General features: G+C 51.2%; 20 protein-coding genes and 1 tRNA gene. 9 read left to right on the forward strand and 12 right to left on the reverse strand.

Going from position 1 to position 21,052, the window contains the following annotated elements; all coding sequences use genetic code 11:
• Positions 1-77: 77 nt before the first annotated feature.
• Both abc-f and MKZ24_RS30645 read left to right on the forward strand, forming a co-directional pair.
• Entirely contained in the window at positions 78-2,015 is a 1,938-nt protein-coding gene (gene abc-f / locus MKZ24_RS30640; protein ID WP_340789578.1) for a ribosomal protection-like ABC-F family protein, read from the forward strand.
• A 56-nt stretch (positions 2,016-2,071) separates the two neighbouring features.
• Positions 2,072-2,545: an ASCH domain-containing protein gene (locus MKZ24_RS30645; RefSeq protein WP_052416058.1), complete on the forward strand. Its 474-nt coding sequence runs from the start codon at positions 2,072-2,074 to the stop codon at positions 2,543-2,545.
• 97 nt (positions 2,546-2,642) lie between these two features.
• Here the strand turns inward: MKZ24_RS30645 and MKZ24_RS30650 are convergent, their stop codons facing one another.
• The 4 genes from MKZ24_RS30650 to MKZ24_RS30665 form a co-directional block, all read right to left on the reverse strand.
• Positions 2,643-2,798, reverse strand: coding sequence for a hypothetical protein (locus tag MKZ24_RS30650; RefSeq protein ID WP_156122990.1), 156 nt, complete (start codon positions 2,796-2,798; stop codon positions 2,643-2,645).
• A 201-nt stretch (positions 2,799-2,999) separates the two neighbouring features.
• Positions 3,000-3,617: an NUDIX hydrolase gene (locus MKZ24_RS30655; protein ID WP_042233427.1), complete on the reverse strand. Its 618-nt coding sequence runs from the start codon at positions 3,615-3,617 to the stop codon at positions 3,000-3,002.
• A gap of 78 nt (positions 3,618-3,695) precedes the next feature.
• Complete coding sequence (locus tag MKZ24_RS30660; protein WP_042241772.1) at positions 3,696-4,646, reverse strand: TRM11 family SAM-dependent methyltransferase; 951 nt, start codon at positions 4,644-4,646, stop codon at positions 3,696-3,698.
• A 44-nt stretch (positions 4,647-4,690) separates the two neighbouring features.
• On the reverse strand, positions 4,691-5,173 hold the full coding sequence (locus MKZ24_RS30665; RefSeq protein ID WP_340789581.1) for a winged helix-turn-helix transcriptional regulator: 483 nt from the start codon (positions 5,171-5,173) through the stop codon (positions 4,691-4,693).
• A 114-nt stretch (positions 5,174-5,287) separates the two neighbouring features.
• Between MKZ24_RS30665 and MKZ24_RS30670 the strand changes: the two genes are divergently transcribed.
• Complete coding sequence (locus MKZ24_RS30670) at positions 5,288-5,968, forward strand: SDR family NAD(P)-dependent oxidoreductase (protein WP_042233425.1); 681 nt, start codon at positions 5,288-5,290, stop codon at positions 5,966-5,968.
• Positions 5,969-6,125: 157 nt separating this feature from the next.
• The gene (locus MKZ24_RS30675; protein WP_042233423.1) at positions 6,126-7,481 is read left to right on the forward strand and encodes a dipeptidase; all 1,356 of its coding nucleotides are present in this window, start codon (positions 6,126-6,128) and stop codon (positions 7,479-7,481) included.
• Positions 7,482-7,642: 161 nt separating this feature from the next.
• On the opposite strand, the gene MKZ24_RS30680 is transcribed toward MKZ24_RS30675, so the two are convergent.
• From MKZ24_RS30680 to MKZ24_RS30690, 3 genes are all read right to left on the reverse strand, one after another.
• A tRNA-Gly gene (locus MKZ24_RS30680) sits at positions 7,643-7,716 on the reverse strand.
• Between the two features lie 77 nt (positions 7,717-7,793).
• The gene (locus tag MKZ24_RS30685; protein ID WP_042233421.1) at positions 7,794-9,917 is read right to left on the reverse strand and encodes a putative bifunctional diguanylate cyclase/phosphodiesterase; all 2,124 of its coding nucleotides are present in this window, start codon (positions 9,915-9,917) and stop codon (positions 7,794-7,796) included.
• A gap of 188 nt (positions 9,918-10,105) precedes the next feature.
• Positions 10,106-11,065, reverse strand: a complete 960-nt coding sequence (locus tag MKZ24_RS30690; protein WP_197073108.1) for an aldolase catalytic domain-containing protein — start codon at positions 11,063-11,065, stop codon at positions 10,106-10,108.
• A gap of 251 nt (positions 11,066-11,316) precedes the next feature.
• On the opposite strand from MKZ24_RS30690, the gene MKZ24_RS30695 reads away from it, so the two are divergent.
• The 4 genes from MKZ24_RS30695 (at position 11,317) to MKZ24_RS30710 (ending at position 14,034) form a co-directional block, all read left to right on the forward strand.
• Positions 11,317-11,559, forward strand: a complete 243-nt coding sequence (locus tag MKZ24_RS30695) for a FeoA family protein (protein ID WP_042134498.1) — start codon at positions 11,317-11,319, stop codon at positions 11,557-11,559.
• Entirely contained in the window at positions 11,556-13,568 is a 2,013-nt protein-coding gene (gene feoB / locus MKZ24_RS30700; protein ID WP_340789587.1) for a ferrous iron transport protein B, read from the forward strand. The genes MKZ24_RS30695 and feoB overlap by 4 nt, the downstream gene beginning before the upstream one ends.
• Positions 13,569-13,611: 43 nt before the next feature.
• The gene (locus MKZ24_RS30705) at positions 13,612-13,794 is read left to right on the forward strand and encodes a FeoB-associated Cys-rich membrane protein (protein ID WP_039301473.1); all 183 of its coding nucleotides are present in this window, start codon (positions 13,612-13,614) and stop codon (positions 13,792-13,794) included.
• 108 nt (positions 13,795-13,902) lie between these two features.
• Positions 13,903-14,034, forward strand: coding sequence for a hypothetical protein (locus MKZ24_RS30710; protein WP_256704057.1), 132 nt, complete (start codon positions 13,903-13,905; stop codon positions 14,032-14,034).
• A 108-nt stretch (positions 14,035-14,142) separates the two neighbouring features.
• On the opposite strand, the gene MKZ24_RS30715 is transcribed toward MKZ24_RS30710, so the two are convergent.
• The 5 genes from MKZ24_RS30715 to leuB form a co-directional block, all read right to left on the reverse strand.
• Complete coding sequence (locus MKZ24_RS30715) at positions 14,143-15,684, reverse strand: leucyl aminopeptidase (protein WP_340789590.1); 1,542 nt, start codon at positions 15,682-15,684, stop codon at positions 14,143-14,145.
• 145 nt (positions 15,685-15,829) lie between these two features.
• On the reverse strand, positions 15,830-16,933 hold the full coding sequence (locus MKZ24_RS30720) for an ATP-binding protein (RefSeq protein WP_042233416.1): 1,104 nt from the start codon (positions 16,931-16,933) through the stop codon (positions 15,830-15,832).
• A gap of 331 nt (positions 16,934-17,264) precedes the next feature.
• Positions 17,265-17,672, reverse strand: a complete 408-nt coding sequence (locus MKZ24_RS30725; RefSeq protein ID WP_039301477.1) for a hypothetical protein — start codon at positions 17,670-17,672, stop codon at positions 17,265-17,267.
• A 227-nt stretch (positions 17,673-17,899) separates the two neighbouring features.
• Complete coding sequence (locus MKZ24_RS30730) at positions 17,900-18,439, reverse strand: peroxiredoxin (RefSeq protein ID WP_039301479.1); 540 nt, start codon at positions 18,437-18,439, stop codon at positions 17,900-17,902.
• Positions 18,440-18,677: 238 nt separating this feature from the next.
• Positions 18,678-19,760, reverse strand: coding sequence for a 3-isopropylmalate dehydrogenase (gene leuB, locus MKZ24_RS30735; protein ID WP_340789594.1), 1,083 nt, complete (start codon positions 19,758-19,760; stop codon positions 18,678-18,680).
• Between the two features lie 240 nt (positions 19,761-20,000).
• Here leuB and MKZ24_RS30740 point away from each other — a divergent pair, with 240 nt between their 5' ends.
• Positions 20,001-20,981, forward strand: a complete 981-nt coding sequence (locus tag MKZ24_RS30740) for an aldo/keto reductase (RefSeq protein ID WP_042233412.1) — start codon at positions 20,001-20,003, stop codon at positions 20,979-20,981.
• Positions 20,982-21,052 lie beyond the last annotated feature (71 nt).

The following is a 21,052-nucleotide window of genomic DNA, read 5'->3' on the forward strand; positions in this document are numbered from 1 at the left end:
CAGGCCGCGGGGAAATTTCCCTGCGGCCTTTTTATGTTGTTTTGTAGTCAGGGCGTTCCTATAAAAGGAGAATAACTATGATCATCTCATGCCAAAATGTCCAAAAATACCACGGTGCCCAGCTCGTCCTGGAGAACATCACCTTCGATATCCGCCAAGGCGAAAAAATCGGCCTGATCGGCCGCAACGGCTGCGGCAAGACCACCCTCTTCCATCTGCTGAGCGGGGAAGAACGACCCGATCAGGGACAGATCTCCATCCGCCGGAGCAGCGTCATCGGACTGCTCGCGCAGATTCAGGAGGTGAGTGACGATGAAACCGTATATGCGGTTCTGCAGCGCAGCTTCGCGGAGCCCTTGCAGTGGCAGCGCCGCCTGCGGGAGCTGGAGCAGACAATGTCCGCTTCCGGTGCAAGTGACGATGAACAGGCCTGGAACCGGCTGCTTAAGGAATACGGCAACCTGCAGGAGAAATTCGAAGCCGCTGGCGGATATGAAATTGAATCCTCCATCAGCCGTGTTGCCACTGGCCTTGGCATTGGAACCGGCCAGTATGACCGCCGGTTCTCTTCCCTCTCCGGCGGGGAGAAAACCAAGGTCGGCCTCGCTGAGCTGCTGCTGCGCCGTCCCGATATTCTGCTGCTCGATGAGCCGACCAACCACCTCGATATGGATGCTATCGAATGGCTGGAGCAGTTCCTGCAGAGCTATGACGGCACTGTGCTGGCCATTTCCCATGACCGCTATTTCCTCGATGCCGTCGTTAAGAAGGTTATTGAGATCGAAGACGGGGAAGCCTTCACCTTCCATACGAATTACAGCGGCTATCAGGTCGAGAAGGAGGCCAGACTCCTGCAGCAGTTCGCTGACTATCAGGAGCAGCAGAAGAAGATTAAGCAAATGCAGGAGAGCATCAAGCGGCTGATTGAATGGGGAAAGCTGAATCCGCAGAACGTTTCGTTCCCCCGCCGCGCAGCTTCCATGCAGAAGGCGCTGGACCGGATGGTCAGAATCAAACGTCCGGTTCTGGAGCGCAAGTCCATGGATCTGCAGCTGGAGCAGGATGACCGGACCGGCAATCAGGTCGTAATCCTTGACCAGATTAGCAAAGCCTTTGGAGAGCGTAAGCTCTTCTCGGCAGCCAGTGACATTCTCAGATATGGAGAGACTACGGCACTGATCGGCGGCAACGGCGCAGGCAAAAGTACGCTGCTGCGGATTTTTCTCGGGCAGGAAGCCCCGGACAGCGGCAGCTGTACGCTGGCTTCCAGAGCCGTTGTCGGCTACCTGGCCCAGGAAGCTGTACCGGAGGAGAACGGCCAGTCCGTACTCCGTTATTTCCGCGAGGAAGCAGGGCTTGAAGAAGGCGAGGCCCGCGGGCAGCTGGCCCGGTTTCTCTTCTACGGCAGTGATGTGTTCAAGAACATCACCAATCTCTCCGGCGGAGAATGGACACGGCTGCGCTTCGCGGTGCTGATGCACCGCCGTCCGAATCTGCTCATTCTTGATGAGCCGACCAACCATCTCGATATCGATTCCCGCGAAGCGCTGGAAGAGGCGCTGGAGGAGTTCCCCGGGACCGTGCTGGCTGTATCGCATGACCGTTATTTCATTAACCGCTGCTTCGGAAAGCTATGGAATATTGATGGCGGGCGTTTCTCATCCTTCTCCGGGAATTATGAATATTACAAGGAGAAGCAGGCTGAGAAAGCCGCGGCTGCCGAACGGCAAGCTGCAGCTGCAGCAGGGAGTGCGGCTGCTGCCGTCATTAAGCCCCATCCAGCCGGTGGTGCCGCATCCGCCGCTCCTTCCCGCAAGCCCCGTCCGGCCGTCTCCTGGGAGCAGGACATTGCTGCTGCGGAGGCTCAGCTCAGTGTTATCGACGGCGAGATGCTGAACCCGCGGTTTGCCAGCGATTCCGGGAAGCTGGCTGAGCTTATGACGGCGCGGGATGCCGCACAGCAGAAGCTGGATGACTTGTACAGCAGCTGGTTAAGCGAAGCGGATAACTCTTAGATCATTTACGATTATTCTTTAGACTGATTACTAATCCCATAACAGAGGTGAACAAGGTGACATTAACCCCGGCAATAGCACAATACTGGGAGTCTTATCTGCAAGACCATCCTGAGGCAGCGGAGAATTTCGACAGCGCCTGGGCTTTTGGCGACAACCCCCGGCTGGCCGATGAACTGCTGGAGCTGGTCCTGGCTGGAATCAAGACTGGAACGGCACAAAATTATGAGTTAAATGATGCACACGGTACGCCTCTGCCCTTTGCGGGCGGGCTATCCGTGCTGCTGGACAGTACGGGGCAGCCGCGCGGAATCATCGAGACTACGAAGGTTGAGATTGTTCCGTTTGCGGATGTAACGGCTGAGTTCGCGTATTCTGAAGGGGAGGATGACCGCAGCCTCGAATCGTGGCGCTATAACCATGAAGTATTCTTCACCAGAGAGCTTGAGGATGAAGGTAAGCCATTCGACCCTGGTATGCGGGTCATCTGCGAGACCTTTCGACTGGTGCATATCAATAAAAAACTGTAAATCTTAGCACTTAAAAAGGCTGCTTCTTCTTAACCGAAGAGGCAGCCTTCATTGTATAGTTGCACGTTAGTATAAGGTTAGAGCTTCAAGGTGAATCTTAAAATTTCCAGATGCCCGTAATCCAGCCGATAACCGAGATCCATAATGGAATACTGATTAGGACGCCCCATACCAGGCCGGTGGCAATATTACCTTCTGCAGGACGTGTTACACCTTCCTGCGTCAGCGGAAGTCTTAACTCTTCTTGTTCCATGTGATCCCCTCCTAAAATTGTTATCGACACAGCAGAGGAAAAAATGTAGACCGCCTGGCCCAAAAAGTTGTGTTTCTGATAAATTTTTTAGATATAAAGGCTCAGCGGTTGATTAATGCAAAGGCTTACATAAATAATATTAACCAATTTTTGTCTACTTTAAAACTTATATACTCCTGATCATCTATTATATGCAGTACTTTAGTCCAATATTACTGCCTTTTCAGAATTATGTAAATATTGGAACAGTGTGTGCAGCTGCTCCACCGTATTGCGCTCCTCAGACAATTCAGGCAAGGCATCCTCGGCAAAAAAGCCTACCCCACTTGTCTCCACACCCGCTTCCGCTGCCCCGCCGGTAATCCGGCACAGGATGAACATTTTGTAGACATGATAAGGCTCCGGGGGATGCTGGTGAAATTTCTTGTCCAGCACAGCGAGCAAACGTACGGCTTCCGCCTGATAGCCGGATTCCTCGGCAATCTCTTTCACAACCACTTCGCTTGGAGACAAGCCGATGTCCGCCCAGCCTCCAGGCAATGCCCACTTACCGTCCAGCTTCTCACGTACAAGCAGAATTTGGTTATCCTCAAAAATCACTCCGCGGATATCCACTTTCGGCGTGCTGTATCCGCCCTCTCCCGCGAATGAGAGCCGGATGCGTTCTTTGCTCTCATACGTATAGTTAGCCAGAATATCTACACTCAGCTCCCGCAGCGCCTGGTAACGTTCGATATCATATACATCCTTGGCATAGGTCAGACCGGTCTGGGCAATCCCCTGTATTTCTTTGGCCCAGGTTAACCATTTCTGTTCCATAAGTACACCGCCTTTAATCAGATATGGGATAGAACATACTTTTTCAGAACTCCAGCAGCTCCATTCATTATATTAGCGCTACTCGCACAGCATCAGATGACGGGAGAACGCACCTTTCTTCGCAATACAGCGGTCGATGATCGTGAAGCCGGCAGAATGTATCATCTCATCCATCGCTTCGATCGCCACAATAACAACCCGGTCCGCAATCCGGCGGGTATTGGTGAGAATGGCAAACTGCTCCTCAGGGGTAATCCGCGAATACAGATTATAAGGCATATCCACAATAGCAACATCATAGTGCTCCTTAATGTCGGCGATATCCCCGAGCGTGACTTCACTCTCGAAGCCGAAATGGGCGATATTCGTCCGCGCTCCGGCAGCAATAAGCGGGTTAATATCACGTCCTACAATATCGATTCCCATAGACAGTGCCTCAACCATTACCGTGCCAATCCCGCAGCAGGGATCTATCATCTTCACTCCGGCTATGCGGGGAACTGCCATATTGACCGCCGCCCGGGCCACCCGTGTGCTGAGTGCTATGGAGTAGCTGCGGGGCTTTTTCATCTGCCGGAACCAGGTTGCCTTATTCTTATGATAAGCGCCGAAGTACCAGCGTCCGCCCAGCGTTACAATTCCATACACCAGCTCCGGATGATTCACATCCGCCTCGCCTTCGATCCGCAGGCCGATTTCCCGTTCAATTACTCTGCGTTCATCGTATTCAATTTTATGCTCTGGTGTCAGATCATTCGTCTTCACAAAAATCACCTTAAAGGTCCGTCCATTCAGTTCTACCCGTTCCGTCTGCCGGTAGATTTCCGGGAGCGTGTCCCCTTCGTACATCACATCAATCCGCTCTTTGATAAAAGGGCTGCGGCTGACGTCCACCCGGGTCCCGCTTGAGAATATAGCCGGCGGGATCTCGCCGCCAAACAGACAGCGCAGCTCCATACCGCATAGGGATGCCTCATCCTCAGAATGGGCGTATGTATAGATATAAGAATTGTTTCCGCCCTCGGGCATTTGTGCTTCATATTCAAGACTTGCTGATACATTCGCTGACACTGTTATTCCGCTCCTATCGCTTCCGCCGCATGCGGCGGTTTGGTTTCTGATTCGATGTTTGACTCTTCCAGTCTGGCCGCCGGTCCAGCCTCTCCATGCCCGCTATCATAGCTGACTCTCGCTCTGGCAATTTCACCAAGGTTTCCATTCACCCACTCCACCAGTAAAGTCAGCGGGCCAAGAATAGATTCGCCCAGACTTGTAAGACCATACTCTACGGTTAAAGGGACTGTCGGAGTAGCTTTGCGCCAGACCAGTCCATCACGCTCCAGATGGCGGAGCGTCTGGGTGAGCATGCGCTGCGAGATCCCGCCGGAACGGCGCTGCAGTTCCTTGAAACGTAAAGACTGCGCTCCAAGGTTCACAATGATCAGCATACTCCATTTATCTCCGACACGGTCCAGGATCTGCCGGGTAACCGTGCAATCCTCCAGTATAGTTAGTTGCCGGCCAGCTTGTAATCCATCCTTCTCCTGATTGTTCAAGGCAGTTACCTCCATGTAACCTAAGCATCTAATAGTGCCTTCTTGCCGCTTAGGCCCACTAAGTCTATCATGGTTACTGTTAGTAATCAACAACCTGAAAGGAACTGATCGACTATGCAAACCATCGCTATCGTAGGTGCAGGACCGGGCCTCGGCCTGTCCATTGCCAAGAAGTTTGGCGGACAGGGCTTCCGTGTCGCTTTGATCGCCCGCAACGGAGCCAAATTAAAAACTTTGGTAGAAGAACTTACAATGCTGGGTATTGAAGCAGCCGCATTCCCTGCGGATCTTTACAACAAGGAAGGGCTCACCACAGCATTCCGGAACATCAAAGACAAATACGGCTTCATTGATGTACTGGAATTCAGCCCTACCAGCGGCAGCTTTCCTCCAACTCCGGCAACACAGGTAACAGAAGAAATTGCACTTGACGCTTTCCAGTCGCAGGTCATCGGCGCGATCCGTAGTGTGGAGCAGGTGCTGCCGGAGATGCTGGAGAAGAATACAGGCGCTCTTTTATTCACAACCGGACTGTCCTCCCTGTATCCGATTCCTATGATGGGCAACATGGGAATTGCATTTAGCGGGCTGCGCAACTACGCTATGAACCTGCACACGGATCTGGCACCACTAGGCATTTATGTAGGTCATTTAGCTATAGGAGCCATTATCAGACCCGGGACTGATGCCGATCCGAATCTCATTGCCGGTGCATGGTACGATCTTTACTCCCGCAGAACTCAGCCCGAGGATACTTTTCCACAAGGTGTAACGCCAGCCACCATCCTCTGGTAAAGTGCTTGAACAATCCTTTTTGATCCATCTCTATATCTCCAGTATAATGGATGCATTACACTGCCGATTCTAAACCGACGGGGCCTGTCATCTTGCGTTGCATGATACAGGGCTCCGCGGTACTAGGCAGCGAATTCCAAGGAGGTACATAATTACGATGTCTTACGAAACTTATTTTCAGACTGAGCGTGACGCTCAGCTAACCGAACTCAAGCAATGGCTGGCCATTCCCAGCATCTCGGCCCTCTCCGTACACAAGGAGGATGTGAACGCCGCTGCAGGCTGGCTGGTAGAGACTCTGAAACGCGCCGGATTAGAAAATATCGAGCTGCACCCTACTGCAGGACATCCAGTGATATATGCAGATTATCTTCATGCCCCAGGTAAGCCGACCATTCTGGTGTACGGACATTATGATGTACAGCCGGTTGATCCGCTGAACCTGTGGACCACCCCTCCGTTTGAACCGGAGATCCGTGACGGCAAGCTGTACGCCCGTGGAGCCACTGACGATAAAGGTCAGGTGTTCATGCATATCAAGGCCATTGAAGCCATCCTCAAGCAGGAGGGCACCTTGCCGGTCAACATCAAACTGTGCATCGAAGGCGAAGAAGAGATCGGCAGCGTGAACCTGCCTCCATTCCTGGAAGCCAACCAGGACAAGCTTGCGGCAGATGCCGTCCTTGTCTCGGATACCTCCCTCCTGGAACGCGGGCGCCCTGCGATCTGCACCGGACTGCGCGGTCTATGCTCGCTTGAGGTCACTGTAAACACCGCATTAACGGATCTGCACTCCGGCTCCTATGGCGGCGGCGTTCCAAATGCCCTGCATGCACTGGTGTCTCTTCTCAGCTCGCTTCATGATGACAAGGGCCGTGTGTCCGTTGAAGGTTTCTATGAAGGCGTGCCTGTACTCTCTCCTCTCCTCCGCGATGAATTCGCCAAGCAGGGAGTAGACGAAGACAAGATCAGAGCGTCCCTTGGCCTGGAGCAGCTGTACGGCGAGGAAGGCTACAGCTTCGTAGAACGCATTGGCGCACGTCCAACCCTGGAGCTGAACGGCGTATACGGCGGCTTCCAGGGCGAAGGCAGCAAGACGGTTATTCCGAAGGAAGCCCATGCCAAAATCACCTGCCGCCTTGTCGGCGACCAGGACCCGCAGCATATCCTGGATGCCGTGGAAGCACATCTGAAGGCCAATATACAGAGTGGTGCGAAAGTGCATGTGAAACAGATGGAGAAGGCCCGCGCCTTCAACATCGATCCCTCTCATCCGATCCTGCAGACCGCTGCAGATGCTTACGGCAAAGTATACGGCACCCGCGCCCTCTTCACCAAAGACGGCGGCTCGATCCCAATCATGGAGAGCTTCTCCCGCATCCTGAAGGCTCCTGTGGTACTGATGGGCTTTGGGCTGGACGACGAGAACCTGCATGCTCCGGATGAGCATTTCAATCTGGAGAATTTCGATAAAGGCCTGCTGACGATTGTGGAGTTCCTGAAGACCGTATAATCCGGCACAGCATTGTCCAAGCTGGTCCACGAATAGCTGCAACAGCAAAGCCAGGCTCCCGGAGAATCGGGAGCCTGGCTTGTTGCGGATCAGAATACTTGTTGTATAACGAAAATAAACAACAAAAAAACCCTTGCGGACAAGGATTTGGAATTTAAATATGGAGCGGGTGATGGGAATCGAACCCACGCTATCAGCTTGGAAGGCTGAAGTTCTACCATTGAACTACACCCGCAACTCAAATTGAGTACAAGAAACATTGTAGCATTACTACGAATAAATTGCAACCCTAGCAGGATCTCCCGGATCATATTACGATGGCATTTCCAGCAGCGGCTTCAAAAAAGACAGTTCGAATTCCTCCGCCTTGACCGGCTTGCTGAACAGAAACCCTTGTGCTTCATGGCAATGCTGCTGGCGCAGGAATTGCAGCTGTTCCTTGTTCTCAACGCCTTCCGCAGTTACCTTAAGCTTCAGGTGGTGAGCCATGGACGTTATCGTGGAGACAATCGCCGCATTGTTGCTGTCCTCCATGACATCCGAGACAAAGGAGCGGTCAATCTTGAGCCGGTCAATCGGCATGTTCTTGAGATAATGCAATGAACTGTACCCTGTGCCGAAATCATCAATACTGATGCATACGCCAAGTCTCTTTAGGCGGTTCAGTTGGTCAAAGGCAGTCTCCTTGTCCAGTGTCATGCTCTCGGTAATCTCCAGATCAACATAGCTGGGATCGAGACCGATCTCCTGCAGAATCGCCCCTATCTTACCAGCCAGATTCGGCTGCAGGAACTGACGCATCGATAGATTAATAGAGACACAAATGGGCCGATAACCGGCATTTTGCCATGTTTTATTCTGCTGGCAAGCCGTTCTGAGCACCCATTCCCCGATTGGAACAATCAGTCCGCTCTCTTCTGCGATTGGAATGAAATCTACGGGAGAGACGAGTCCGCGTTTGGGATGATTCCAGCGCAGCAGCGCCTCCATACCGACAATCTCTTCGGTCTCAAGCAGTACCTGAGGCTGATAGACGAGATAGAATTCATTCCGCTCTAGGGCTCTGCGCAGATCATTCTCCAGCTTGAGGCGTTCCTTAGCCTTCATCTGCATAGCCGGAATATAGCGGCGGATATCCACCCCTTGCATCTTCGCATTGTGCACAGCAGTATCCGCGTTCTGGATTAGCTGCTCTGCCGTATCACCGTCTCCGGGGAAGATGCTCATCCCCAGACTAAGCGAGATGTGATATTCTCCGGACTCGAGGCTTACGGGTGTCTCGAACAGCCGCAGCAGATCATTCGCCCGGACCAGACAGTTCTCAAGACCAGTCCGCTCTGTCATCAGAAAAGCAAACTCATCCGCTCCCATACTATAGAGCTCTTCATTCACTCTAACCTCACTACCGATCCGCTGGGCGACCAGTTGCAGCAGCAAATCTCCTGCATAATGTCCAAGGGAGTCATTAATATTCTTGAAATGATTGATGTTCATGATGACCAGACCCGAGAATCCGCGGCTTTTGTCCTTCTCACTCTGGATCACGATCTCTTCCATACGCTGCATCAGGCGGCGCCTGTTCGGAAGACCTGTAAGATCATCGTGGAAGGCCAGATAATTAATCCGCGCCTCTGCCTGCTGGTTCTCTTCAAAGGGCTCCTCTATCGTTAATCTGTAGACACCGGTAAGCAGAAGATAATAAGCCACTCCGCTGCTGAGCATCCCGAACAGATAATCCATATCTCCGACACTGAACAGATTCATGAAGAAGACCTGGCCCAGTGCAAAAAATACAAGGGAGCGGATAATAATCAGAAGCGAAGCAGACTTCTCAATTTTGCCCGGATATACAATAATCCCTACTCCAAGCAGATAAACGAACAGTACGGCCATATTCATCAAATCTCTTACTGTCTCCACCCACGGATAACTCGTCAGTCCAGGAACAATCAGGTTGCCGGAGCCAAACACAGCCGCGGATAGCAGAATCAACAAAAAGGAATTCCGGAACACCTTGTTCTTGCTGTCTACCGACATCGGCTGATCTGCCCTGCAGAAGATAAGCACGATCCCCAGCGCACTCGCAAGCCGCGAGAAGGTCAGCAGCCATAGGGATTGTCCGGAGCTAATATAAGAGGCAACTCCGGGAATGCCTACAAAACCGAGAACATGCAGGAAATCAAAGATGCTTACACCCAAAAACAGAGCGGATGTATAAAGTCTTGCTCTGGATAATTTATTGGAGAATAACAACCAGCCCTGGGCAAAAATCGCAAAGCCGAAAGCCACAGTGCAGCAGCCCGAAATAAGATAGAATGCCAGCAGTAAATCTTTATCCTCTATATGGCCCAGCGGTGTACGGAAAATCTGGATCAGAAGGAACAGCGCAGCCCCTATAATCGCCGCATGAATGGTCTTTCTCTCTTCTTGTCTCATATGTCCCTCGCGTCTAAAAATGATATCTATAATAACTAGTCGATGTGTTTTTGGTCCTATGAATAAATATCGGTTAAATACTCCTGTAAAGTTACATCGTTCATCCTACAATATTAAAAGAAACCATCTCTGGCAGAAAAAAAGCACCTTCCTCTACAGAGAGGTCAGTGCTTTCATCTTCCGGACGTTTATTTATCCCCGAAATTAACCTCAGGTGTAGTCAGTTTGTCATAGAAGTCAACCGCCTTGTCTTTATCGGCTGAAGAACGCAGCGCCATCGCCGAGCGCGGATGCTCATCCAGTGTTCCCGTAATCATGTATGGGATGATATACCCCCACTCTTCCTTCTCGCGCAATGGAATCATCAGGTTCTCAACAATATCCAGAACGGGACGGAGGGTATACTTGGTATTCTTCAAATGGGTAACCAGCAGCTCTGTAGGACAATTGCCGGCAGCACGGCCCATGCCGTAGCAGGAAGCGTCCAGCAGTTCGACACCTTTTTCCGCTGCAATCAGTGTATTGGAGAAGGCCAGCTGCAGATTGTTATGCGTATGTACACCCAGGCGTTTATCCGGCAAATGTGTTCTGAACTTCTCTACCAGGTAATGGATGTCATTGTGATCCAGACTGCCGTAGGAATCAACGATATATACAACATCAACGACGCTTTCGCGGATCTGTTCAAACGCTTCAAGCAGTTCATTCTCCATGACATTGGATAGAGCCATAATATTAATCGTAGTCTCGTACCCCAGATCGTGGAAGGTCTGCACCAGCTCAAGCGCCTTGTCCACATCTTTGCTATAGCAGGCTACACGGATCAGGTCCAGCATACTCTCACTGCGGGGCAGGATATCATTCACGTCAACACGGCCGATATCGACCAGTGCCGACAGCTTGGTGTGGCCTTTTTGCGGAATAACCTTGCGCAGGAAATCATCATTAAGAAAACGCCACGGCCCGGCACCCTCGGACCCTTTCAGCAACTTCGGTGAGTTTTTATATCCGATTTCCATATAATCAACACCGGCTTCATTCAAACCAGCGTATAATTTCTGAACAAATTCAATACTGAAATCCCAGTTATTCACCAATCCCCCGTCACGGATGGTACAATCGACAATTTTGCTCTGATTAGTCTTCACAATCTGTTCTCCCTTCGGGCTTAGCTTCATATTATATCCTCATAATAAACACGGCCACAAACTTACTATGCTTACATTATCGTTCAATCATACTTTAATGAAGAATATATTGTAAAGAAAATTTCAGTAATTTCCATATAGATTTCAGAAGAGACGTTCAATGACATTAATCACAGAAAATATTCAAACAAAATGCTACAGTACAAGAAAATAATTGAGATTGATTATCAGTCTCTCTCGGAGGGATTACAATGGCTTCTGCATCCTGCTCCTTGCTGCGTTTACAACCGGGCACTACCGGCTCTATTTATAGAATCGAAGGTATGAACCCCATCTTGCGCCGCCGTCTTGCCGATCTGGGAGTATCCGAAGGTGTAATGATCCGTCTGAAGGGTAAAGGTCCTTTTATGGGCCCCATTACGCTGGAATGCAACGGCCAGTTGTTCGCGATCCGCCGAAAGGAAGCTTCGATGATCGAGGTGAAGGTTTCATGAGCTCTATCGCCCTTGTAGGGAATCCAAACACCGGAAAGACTTCGCTTTTCAATACACTCACATCTTCGTATGAATATGTCGGAAACTGGGCGGGCGTTACTGTTGAGAAGAAGGTCGGCAGCCTGAAGAACGGAGCCGGCAAGCTGATCGACTTACCCGGAATCTATTCACTCCATCCGCTCTCCCGCGATGAGGGCGTAGCCGCCCAATATCTGATCGAAGAATCACCCGAAGCACTCATCAATATTGTCGATGCATCGCAATTGGAAAGAAATCTGCTGCTTACCCTGCAGCTGCTCGAATACGGCAAGCCGATTGTACTTGGTTTAAATATGATCGATGTTGCCAATGCCCGTGGAATTCAGGTGAATCCTGAAGTACTGCAGGCACAGCTTGGGATAACCGTGTTACCGCTGATTGCCAGAACAGGCAAAGGAAGCAGCCAAGTGCTCAGCGTTCTTGAGAAGCCGGCGAGTATTCCGCCTGTAAGCTTCCGTCTGAATTATGGTGAACTCGTTGAAGCGACGATAGCTTCTATATCAAATCAACTGCAGCAGATCTCCGGGCTGCCTAACCTGCGCTGGGTTTCCCTGCAACTGATGGAGCAGAATCCGGTAGTACTGGAGCTGCTCAAGAAACGTATGGATACTTCCGAGCTGATGCTCCTCTGTGATACCTGCCAGACCCAGCTGCAAAAGCAGAAGCTGGCGCTTACCCTTCCGCAGTGGATCCGCTCCATCCGCATGGACTACATCCGCAGTGTATGCGCGGCAGCCATCGATGCGACGAAGCAGAAGCCGCATAATCTGACAGAGCGGCTGGATTCCATCCTGACTCACCGTTTCCTGGGATTGCCTCTGTTTATCGTCTTTATGTATGCTATGTTCAAAACGACCTTTGATTGGGTAGGCGGACCTTTATCGGATCTTCTGGACGGCTTCATTGGCGGCCCCCTCAGTGACGGAGCCAACTCATTGCTGCAGATGATCGGTGCATCGGGCTTTACCCATGCTTTGATTGTCGATGGTATTATCGGGGGTGTCGGCGGCGTGCTCGTCTTTGTTCCCCAGATTTTCATACTGTTCCTGATGATCTCCTTCCTGGAGGATTCCGGTTACATGGCACGCGTCTGCCTGCTGATGGACAGCACGATGGAACGGATGGGCCTGAACGGTAAAGCCTTTATCCCGTTCATTATCGGCTTCGGCTGTAACGTACCGGCGATTATGGCAGCGCGCAGTATCGAACAGCCCAAAGACCGGATGCTGACAACGCTGCTTATGCCGCTGATGTCCTGTTCAGCCCGGCTGCCGGTGTATCTGCTGTTTGCAGCGGTTTTCTTCCCGGCCCGGCAAGCAACGGCGGTGCTGGCGATGTATGTGATGGGAGTAGTCTTCGCCCTGATTCTGTGTAAATTATTCTCCAAACATCTGTTCAAGAATGAATCCTCCATCTTCATTATCGAGCTGCCGCCTTACCGGATGCCGCAGTTCAAGACACTCAGCCGCAGCACCTGGGAGAAGGGCAAAGGCTTCCTGCGAAAAGCAGGAACCATCATTCTTGCCGGTTCGGTCATTATCTGGCTGATGTCTTACGCGGGTCCTGCCGGATTCAATGTAGAGATGGACAACTCGTTCCTGGCCAAATTCGGCGGGCTGATCGCACCGCTGCTGCAGCCGCTCGGCTTCGGCACCTGGCAGGCTGGTTCCACACTGGTTCCAGGCTTCCTCGCCAAAGAGGTTGTCGTATCCACCATGAATATCATTTACCATGCGCCGGATAGCGCAGGGCTGGAAGGACAAATTGCGTCAGTCTTCACACCGCTTAGTTCGATCAGCTTCATGGCCTTTATTCTGCTCTATATTCCTTGCCTGGCCACGGTCGGAGTGATCAAGAAAGAAACGGCATCCTGGAAATGGACCTTCTTCTCCATGGGATATTCACTGGTACTGGCGTATGCCGTGTCACTGGTTATTTTCCAGGGCGGCCGGTTATTAGGATGGTCGTAGAAATAGCAAGTCCAAGATTTACTGAGAGGAAGCGAGAGCAGCAATGATAGTCAATATTCTGATTGTAGCGCTTATCTTCGGGTACTCCGGCTGGATGCTGTACCGTCATGTTCAAAAGGGCAAAGAAGGCGCCTGTGCCGGCTGTGACAAAAGCAAAACCTGTTCGGCCGCGTCGCTGGATTCACCCTTGTCCTGCTGCGGAACTACAGCCGATCCCAAACACTAGATCCGTCTGCGTCCCTAGAGAAAAGAATACAATTCGTTTAGAATCCTTGGCATGCGGGTATGTTAGTTATAAGCAATTACAGCCAGACCATACCAAGGAGGAATTACCATGAACACCAAAAAGACATTGTTTACTACGGTAGCATTGGGAGCAGCCTACTTGCTGAAGAATAAGAATACGCGGGACAAGATCATGAATGGGGTCCAGTCCTTTACTGCACAGATGAAGGCCAGAAAATAGGGTGTAACCCAGGCTCTACTCAGCCGAAAAATAACTCAATCCTAAACAGCCGCGGTCCCGGGAATCCGGAGACTGCGGCTGTTTAGCTTGGTACAGGCCTTATCAGGTTCATGAAGAAGCTTCGGCAGTATCTGCCTGGTTAACAGGATCAGAAGCTAAGCGGAGCAGATATTCAAGCAGCGTACGCACCATCACACCCGTTGCCCCCTTCGGGTTCACTCCCCGCTCTTTTGACAAAAATGCCGTTCCGGCAATGTCCAAATGAATCCATGGCAGACCTTCCGCAAATTCACCGATGAATAATCCGGCTGTAGTAGCTCCGCCGTATCTTCCGGCAGCATTGCGGATATCGGCGACCTCGCTTTTTAGCATCTCGCGGAATTCCGGATAGACGGGCAGAGCCCATATCTGCTCACCTGACAGTCTGGAGGCCTCCAGAAGCTCCGTCAGGAACCCTTCATCATTCGTTACTGCGCCCGTAGCCACATCGCCCAGAATGGACAAGACCGCCCCGGTTAGCGTGGCGACATCAATAATCCGTTCTGCCCCCCACTCCCGCGCATACGTGATTGCATCTCCCAGAACTACTCTGCCTTCCGCATCGGTATTCAACACTTCAATCGTTCTTCCGCTAAGGGAGGTTATAATATCACCAGGTTTAAAAGCATTGCCTGCCGGCATATTCTCCGCCGACGGAATAAGCATGACCACATTGATCCGGGGACGCAAACGCCCCAAGGCCTCCATGACTCCGAGTACTGCGGCTGCACCACCCATGTCACTGATCATATCCTCCATCCCAGGAGCTCTTTTGAGCGAAATGCCTCCAGTGTCGAAGGTGATGCCCTTGCCGACAATCCCCACCACATTCTCCCACTGATTGGTTCCCTGATAGCGAATGGCTATCATACGCGGCGGATTCACACTGCCTTTGCCGACGGCCTGTAATCCGCCCATTCCCTTAAGTTCAATCTCACGTTCATCCAGCACCTCAGCAGGAAGGCCGTGGCGTTCGGCTACTTCAATGGCTGCTGCCGCAAGCTCTGAAGGGGTCAGGAGATTACCAGGGAGGTTGGTTAAATCCCGGGCCAGATTCGTCGCTTCCCCAAAAACCTGTCCCCGCAACATGCCTGTTTTCCATCGCTTATCCTCTGACTCTTCGGACTGACGCTCCATATGCAGCCTTACGGCGGTTAAGCCGGCGTAAGGCTGCTCCAGCTTGTATTGTCTGCGGCGGTAGGCCCCAAGAACCAGGCCTTCTGCGAGGGCCTGACCTGCTGCCTCTGCCTTCAGGGCCTCAGGCAGCAGGTTCAGCTGATCCGGGATCTGCACGATCAGAGTATCTGCCTTCAGTCTGTGAGCCGCCCTAGCGGCATGCGCCATCAGCAGCCGCAGGTCATGGACTGCTGCGCTGCCATTGCCGCTTCCGGCCAGAATGACAACCGGCGGACCCGGACGGCCAGTCACCGGCAGCAGGTAGATTTGCCCCAGCCTGCCGCTAAACAGCCCTGCCTTGGTCAACAGGCCGATTCTCTCCGCCCATTCCGCCGAAAGTCCTTCTCCCAGCGCCTGTGCCTCCGAGACTATGAGACATAAGGCATCACCTTGCAGCGAAGCTGCCTCTGAACCGCTGCTCCATTCAATATTCATGCTGCATCCCTCCACTGGCTCACTGTATTATTCTAAATAACGCAGACAAGGCTGATCTCCCGCACACAACCGTGCACTGCAGGAATCAGCCCATAATGTATTGATTATAACCCGGAAACCTGGAAATACCGAGTCTATTGTTAGATTAATGAATGAGCGGAAGCGAAATCACGAACCGGGTTCCCTCATTCAGCCGGCTGCTGACAGAGATGCAGCCACCATGATTCTTGATGATACGGTCACTGACTGAGAGTCCTAATCCCGTACCATTCTCCTTGGTAGTGAAGAAAGGATTGAACAGCCTATCCAGTGTGCAGATATCCATGCCTTTGCCATTGTCAGAGATAAAAATCCGCACCTCTGTTCCTTCTTTGCGTGCTCCGACCTCTATTCTGCCCATGGAATCATCCGCTCTCTCCGAGATCGCTTCCATAGCGTTTCGAATCATGTTTAAGACGACCTGCTTCATTTGTTTCGTGTCTCCGGAGATGAACAGATCTTCCTGAAGCACCTGCAGATTAATCTGGCAGCCCTTCATCAGCGCTTCACTCTCTGTAAGCAGAACAACTTCCTTAAGCAGCGCCGAGACAGGAATCATACTGACCTGTGGTACCGATGGCTTGGAGGAAGTCAGAAATTCATGAATAATGTCATTGGCACGATCAATCTCAGCCAATATAATCTTCGCATACTCCTCCTTGCCGAGCAGGTGAAGATGGGGATGCAGCAATTGAATAAAACCCCGGATCGCAGTCAGCGGGTTGCGGATCTCATGGGCAATTGAAGCCGATAATCTGCCGAGCATCGCCAGACTGTCGTTCTGGTATGCTGTCTGTTCAATCAGCTTAAAGTCTGAGATCTCTTTAAGCGTGAACAGGTAGCAGCCCTTCATCTGCTCTCCACTGCAGAGAGAAGCGCGCCAGTACCGGCCATATTCATCTACAAATTCATAGCTTGGCTTACCTTTGACCACCATTTCACGGTAGCTCCGCAATACCTGTTTCTTCTTAAAACGGCTTAATTGAATATGGGCTAACAGATGGTTCAGAGTGCAGCCGAGTAGAGAATGGCGGTTAAGCTCCAGTATACCGTACATCTGCTTATTTACGAACGTCAGAACTCCCTCTTCATCAAAAAGCATAATTCCGCTGTCGATATGCTCCAGAACATCCTCATATGTAGTATCCATCGGTCCAGATTGAAACGTTCTTGCCGGTAAAAGCAAGCTTTCCTGATATTGGCTTATCACGATACGAAGTTCCCCCTTTTACTGCAATTGACGAGACGCTTAAGCGACATCAAATTACTATGTATATGAGTATATGACGAAGCCGCCAGAACATTCGGAAATCGTATTATATTATCCAACCGTTTCAACTATATTCCAATCATATCCAAGAGAAGAAGACAACGCAACCGGAGAAACTGTCGAATGATAAAAATATTCTTAAAATGATTCTTAAGACACATTAAATATCGTTAGAATATTTCGTTTCCTGCAAATACAATGAAAAGAGCCTCCGCATTTCGCGAAGACTCTCCTCTTTTATGACATTCCGTGGAAGCATTAAGCTTGGTATTCAGGCTTTCTGCTGCAGCCGGTGACGCCGCTGACTCATAACCGCCAGACGCTTTTTCAGTTCACGTTCCCATTTGGTATCGCCAATTTGTTTGGCTACGGCCAGCAGGTCAAGCGACATGTCGATTTGGCTGCGCACAATAGCGAGCGGATCCTCGCTCTCCATATTTATCACATTCTCGAAGATCGCTTCCTCATCTTCCATTACATAATCCTGGAAATCAACATCCGTAACTCCGTCGCCATGGGCATATTCTGCCAGGATTTCATATTCATTTTCGACTTTATAATGTACCTCTACCCGGTGGCATACCGGACAAAAAAGCAGGGGAACATTATGGACTTGCGTGCGATAATGCTTTAGGGTCCCCTTAGTTCCAACCATACTCGCTCCACAGCAAAAGCTCATTTTTGTTCACCCTCCTTGATTTTTTCCGTTGAATTCCTATTATTATATTACACAATGGCAGGAGAGATTCCTCTCCTTGAAGCTATATATTAACCTTAACGCCCATTTTCAAACGGCTTGTCCGGTAAGGATGGGCCGTTTGGTGCAAAAAACCCCCTTGCCGGGAAATACTCCCGCAAGGAGGTTCTCTTCGTATATCAAAGATCGCAGCTATGAGGACCGGCAGCTTACAGATTCTTGTCGCCTGGTTTCCAGTTCATAGCGCATAGCCCGCCGGATTGCAGAGCCTGCAGAACACGCAGAGTTTCTTCTACACTGCGGCCTACATCATTGTGGTTAACCACTTGATATTTCAGTTCGCCATCAGGATCGATAATGAACAATCCGCGGAGTGCGATACCTTCTTCTTCGATCAGGACGCCATAATCGCTGGCAACCTTCTTCGTGATATCAGACGCCAGCGGGAAGTTAACCGGACCAAGGCCATTCATATCCTTAGGGGTTGTCAACCAGGCTTTGTGGCTGTGGATGGAGTCGATGCTCACCCCAAGAATTTCTGTATCGAGTTCTGCGAAATCAGCCGCAGCATCACTCAGTGCTGTAATTTCGGTCGGACATACAAATGTGAAATCAAGCGGATAAAAGAAGAATACAAGCCATTTGCCGCGATAGTCGGACAAGCTAACCTTACCGAAATCCTTACCGTCGCCCGTTACTGTCTCCATGAAGAAATCAGGGGCTGGTTTACCTACCAAACGTTCTGCCATTGCTTAAATCCTCCTTTGATTATGTAAGAAAAACAACTACGGTGCCGTTAGCCGGTGCAATATGCTTTTCTTGATTTTGATGGGATGGTTACATTGTTGCTTCTACAGAACAAATGTTATCATCGTACAAAATCAAAGTCAATATTACATTGATTACTTTTTTATAATTATTATAAATAAGCAACATTTTGTGAAGTTTTTCTTCTTACTGCGTCAAAGGAGGGCATATGTGGTAGAACTAGGCTCTGCGGATAGCAGCAACAATCAGATCGCCCATCTCAGTAGTACTGATTGCCTTGGTCTTGTCTACCGCGATATCGCTGGTCCGGTGACCGGCATCGAGCACCTCAGCGACAGCTGCTTCTATGGCAGCCGCTGCCTCTTCGTAGCCGAAGGTCATGCGGAACATCAGCGCAAGCGACAGAATCGTCGCGATCGGATTCGCGAGCCCCTGGCCGGCAATATCAGGCGCAGAGCCGTGTACCGGCTCGTAGAGGCCGTAGCTGCCTTCTCCCAGTGAAGCGGAAGCCAGCATACCGATGGAACCGGTCAGCATCGCTGCTTCATCACTCAGGATATCTCCGAACATGTTCTCAGTAACGATGACATCGAAGCTCGAAGGGCGGCGCAGCAGCTGCATTGCACAGTTATCCACCAGCACATGCTCCAGCTCTACCTGCGGATATTCCGGTGCCAGTCTGTTTACTACCTCACGCCAGAGGCGCGAGGTCTCCAGCACATTGGCTTTATCGACACTGGCCAGCTTATTCCGGCGTTTGCCGGCAATCTCGAACGCCTGGCGTACAATGCGCTCTACTTCCGTTACGTTGTACACGCAGGTATCCACAGCTTCTTCTCCGTGTTCACCCTGACGGCGCAGCTTCTCACCGAAATAAATACCGCCTGTCAGCTCACGCACCACCATCAGGTCCGTGCCTTCCAGTACTTCCGGTTTCAGCGTTGAAGCATCCTTCAGGCAGTCGAAGACAACTGCAGGACGCAGATTGGAGAACAGACCCAGTGCTTTGCGGATACCCAGCAGTCCCGTTTCCGGGCGCAGCTCCTTCGGGTTGTTATCCCACTTTGGTCCGCCAACGGCTCCCAGGAGTACGGCATCTGCACTGCGGCAGATTTCCAGCGTATCCTCCGGCAGCGGTGTTCCCCGCTCGTCAATGGCAATTCCGCCGAAGAGGGCATGCTCCGTTTCAAAAGCAAAGCCAAACACTTCTTCCGTTCTTTTCAATACTTTTTCCGCTTCTGCCACAACTTCAGGTCCGATACCGTCCCCGGCAATTACGGCGATTTTCTTAACCTCGCTCATTCCTGTCACTCCTTAGGTAGTCCTGCTGCTCGCAGACATAGTTCTTCTGTATATTGTTGTATCATAACAACAGACAAAGGACAAAGATATAGATTCTATTGAACTGATAGTTTTTCCCTATAAAGGAGGAAGCACTGACTTAATCTGCACAGTTTGCTCTTAAATCTGAAGTTGTTTACAATTAGTATGCAAATGTTGTAAATAACCGTTAGTCCATCTTAATGAGGGAGTGATACTAAGGTGCAATATACTAAGCTTGGCAAGTCCGGTATGAAGGTTAGCCGCCTCTGTCTGGGAACGATGAATTTCGGGCCGATTACCGACGAGAAGGAAGCCTTCCGCATCATGGATGCTGCGCTGGACGCCGGAGTCAACTTTTTTGATACCGCTAACGTGTATGGTTGGGGAGAAAATTCCGGCCTGACCGAGACCATTATCGGGCGTTGGTTCAAGCAGGGCGGCGGACGCCGTGAAAAGGTCGTTCTCGCCACTAAGGTCTATGGCGCCATGAGTGACAAGCTGGATGGTCCAAACGATGAGGCCGGCCTCTCCTCTTATATTATCCGCAGGCACCTGGAAGCCTCTCTGCAGCGTCTGCAGACTGATCATGTTGAACTCTACCAGATGCACCATATCGACCGCAACGTGTCGTGGGATGAGCTGTGGGGCGCCTTTGAGCTTGCTGTCAGCCAGGGCAAGATCGGTTATGTCGGCTCCAGTAACTTTGCCGGCTGGGATATTGCCGTAGCCCAGCAGGAAGCGAAGGCCCGCGGGTTCCTGGGACTGGTATCGGAGCAGCATAAATACAGCCTCACCTGCCGTCTGCCGGAGCTGGAGGTCCTGCCTGCGGCCCAGCATCTCGGTCTTGGAATTATCCCGTGGAGCCCGCTTGACGGGGGACTCCTCGGCCGCAATGCCTTGAAGAAGATCGAAGGCAGCCGCAGCGGGGGCAATTCAGAACGTGTAGAGCAGCATAAGAGCCAGCTGGAAGCCTTTGCGGAGCTGAGTCTGGAGCTGGGCGAACCGCAGGATAATCTCGCATTGGCCTGGCTCCTGGCCAATCCTGCGGTGACGGCTCCGATTATAGGACCGCGTACGCTGGAACAATTCGAAAGCGCGCTGCGCAGCTTGGAGATCACCCTGGACGAGTCCGTGCTGAAACGTCTGGACGAGATTTTCCCGGGACCTGGCGGTGCTGCTCCGAAGGCTTATGCCTGGTAAGCAGGGTTTAAGAAGCCAGATCTGACTCCTATTCTATTCTATAGCAGGGCATAAAAAGAGCTGTTCACCGG

The sequence above is a fragment of the Paenibacillus sp. FSL R7-0297 genome, assembly GCF_038009025.1.
GTDB lineage: Bacteria > Bacillota > Bacilli > Paenibacillales > Paenibacillaceae > Paenibacillus_AQ.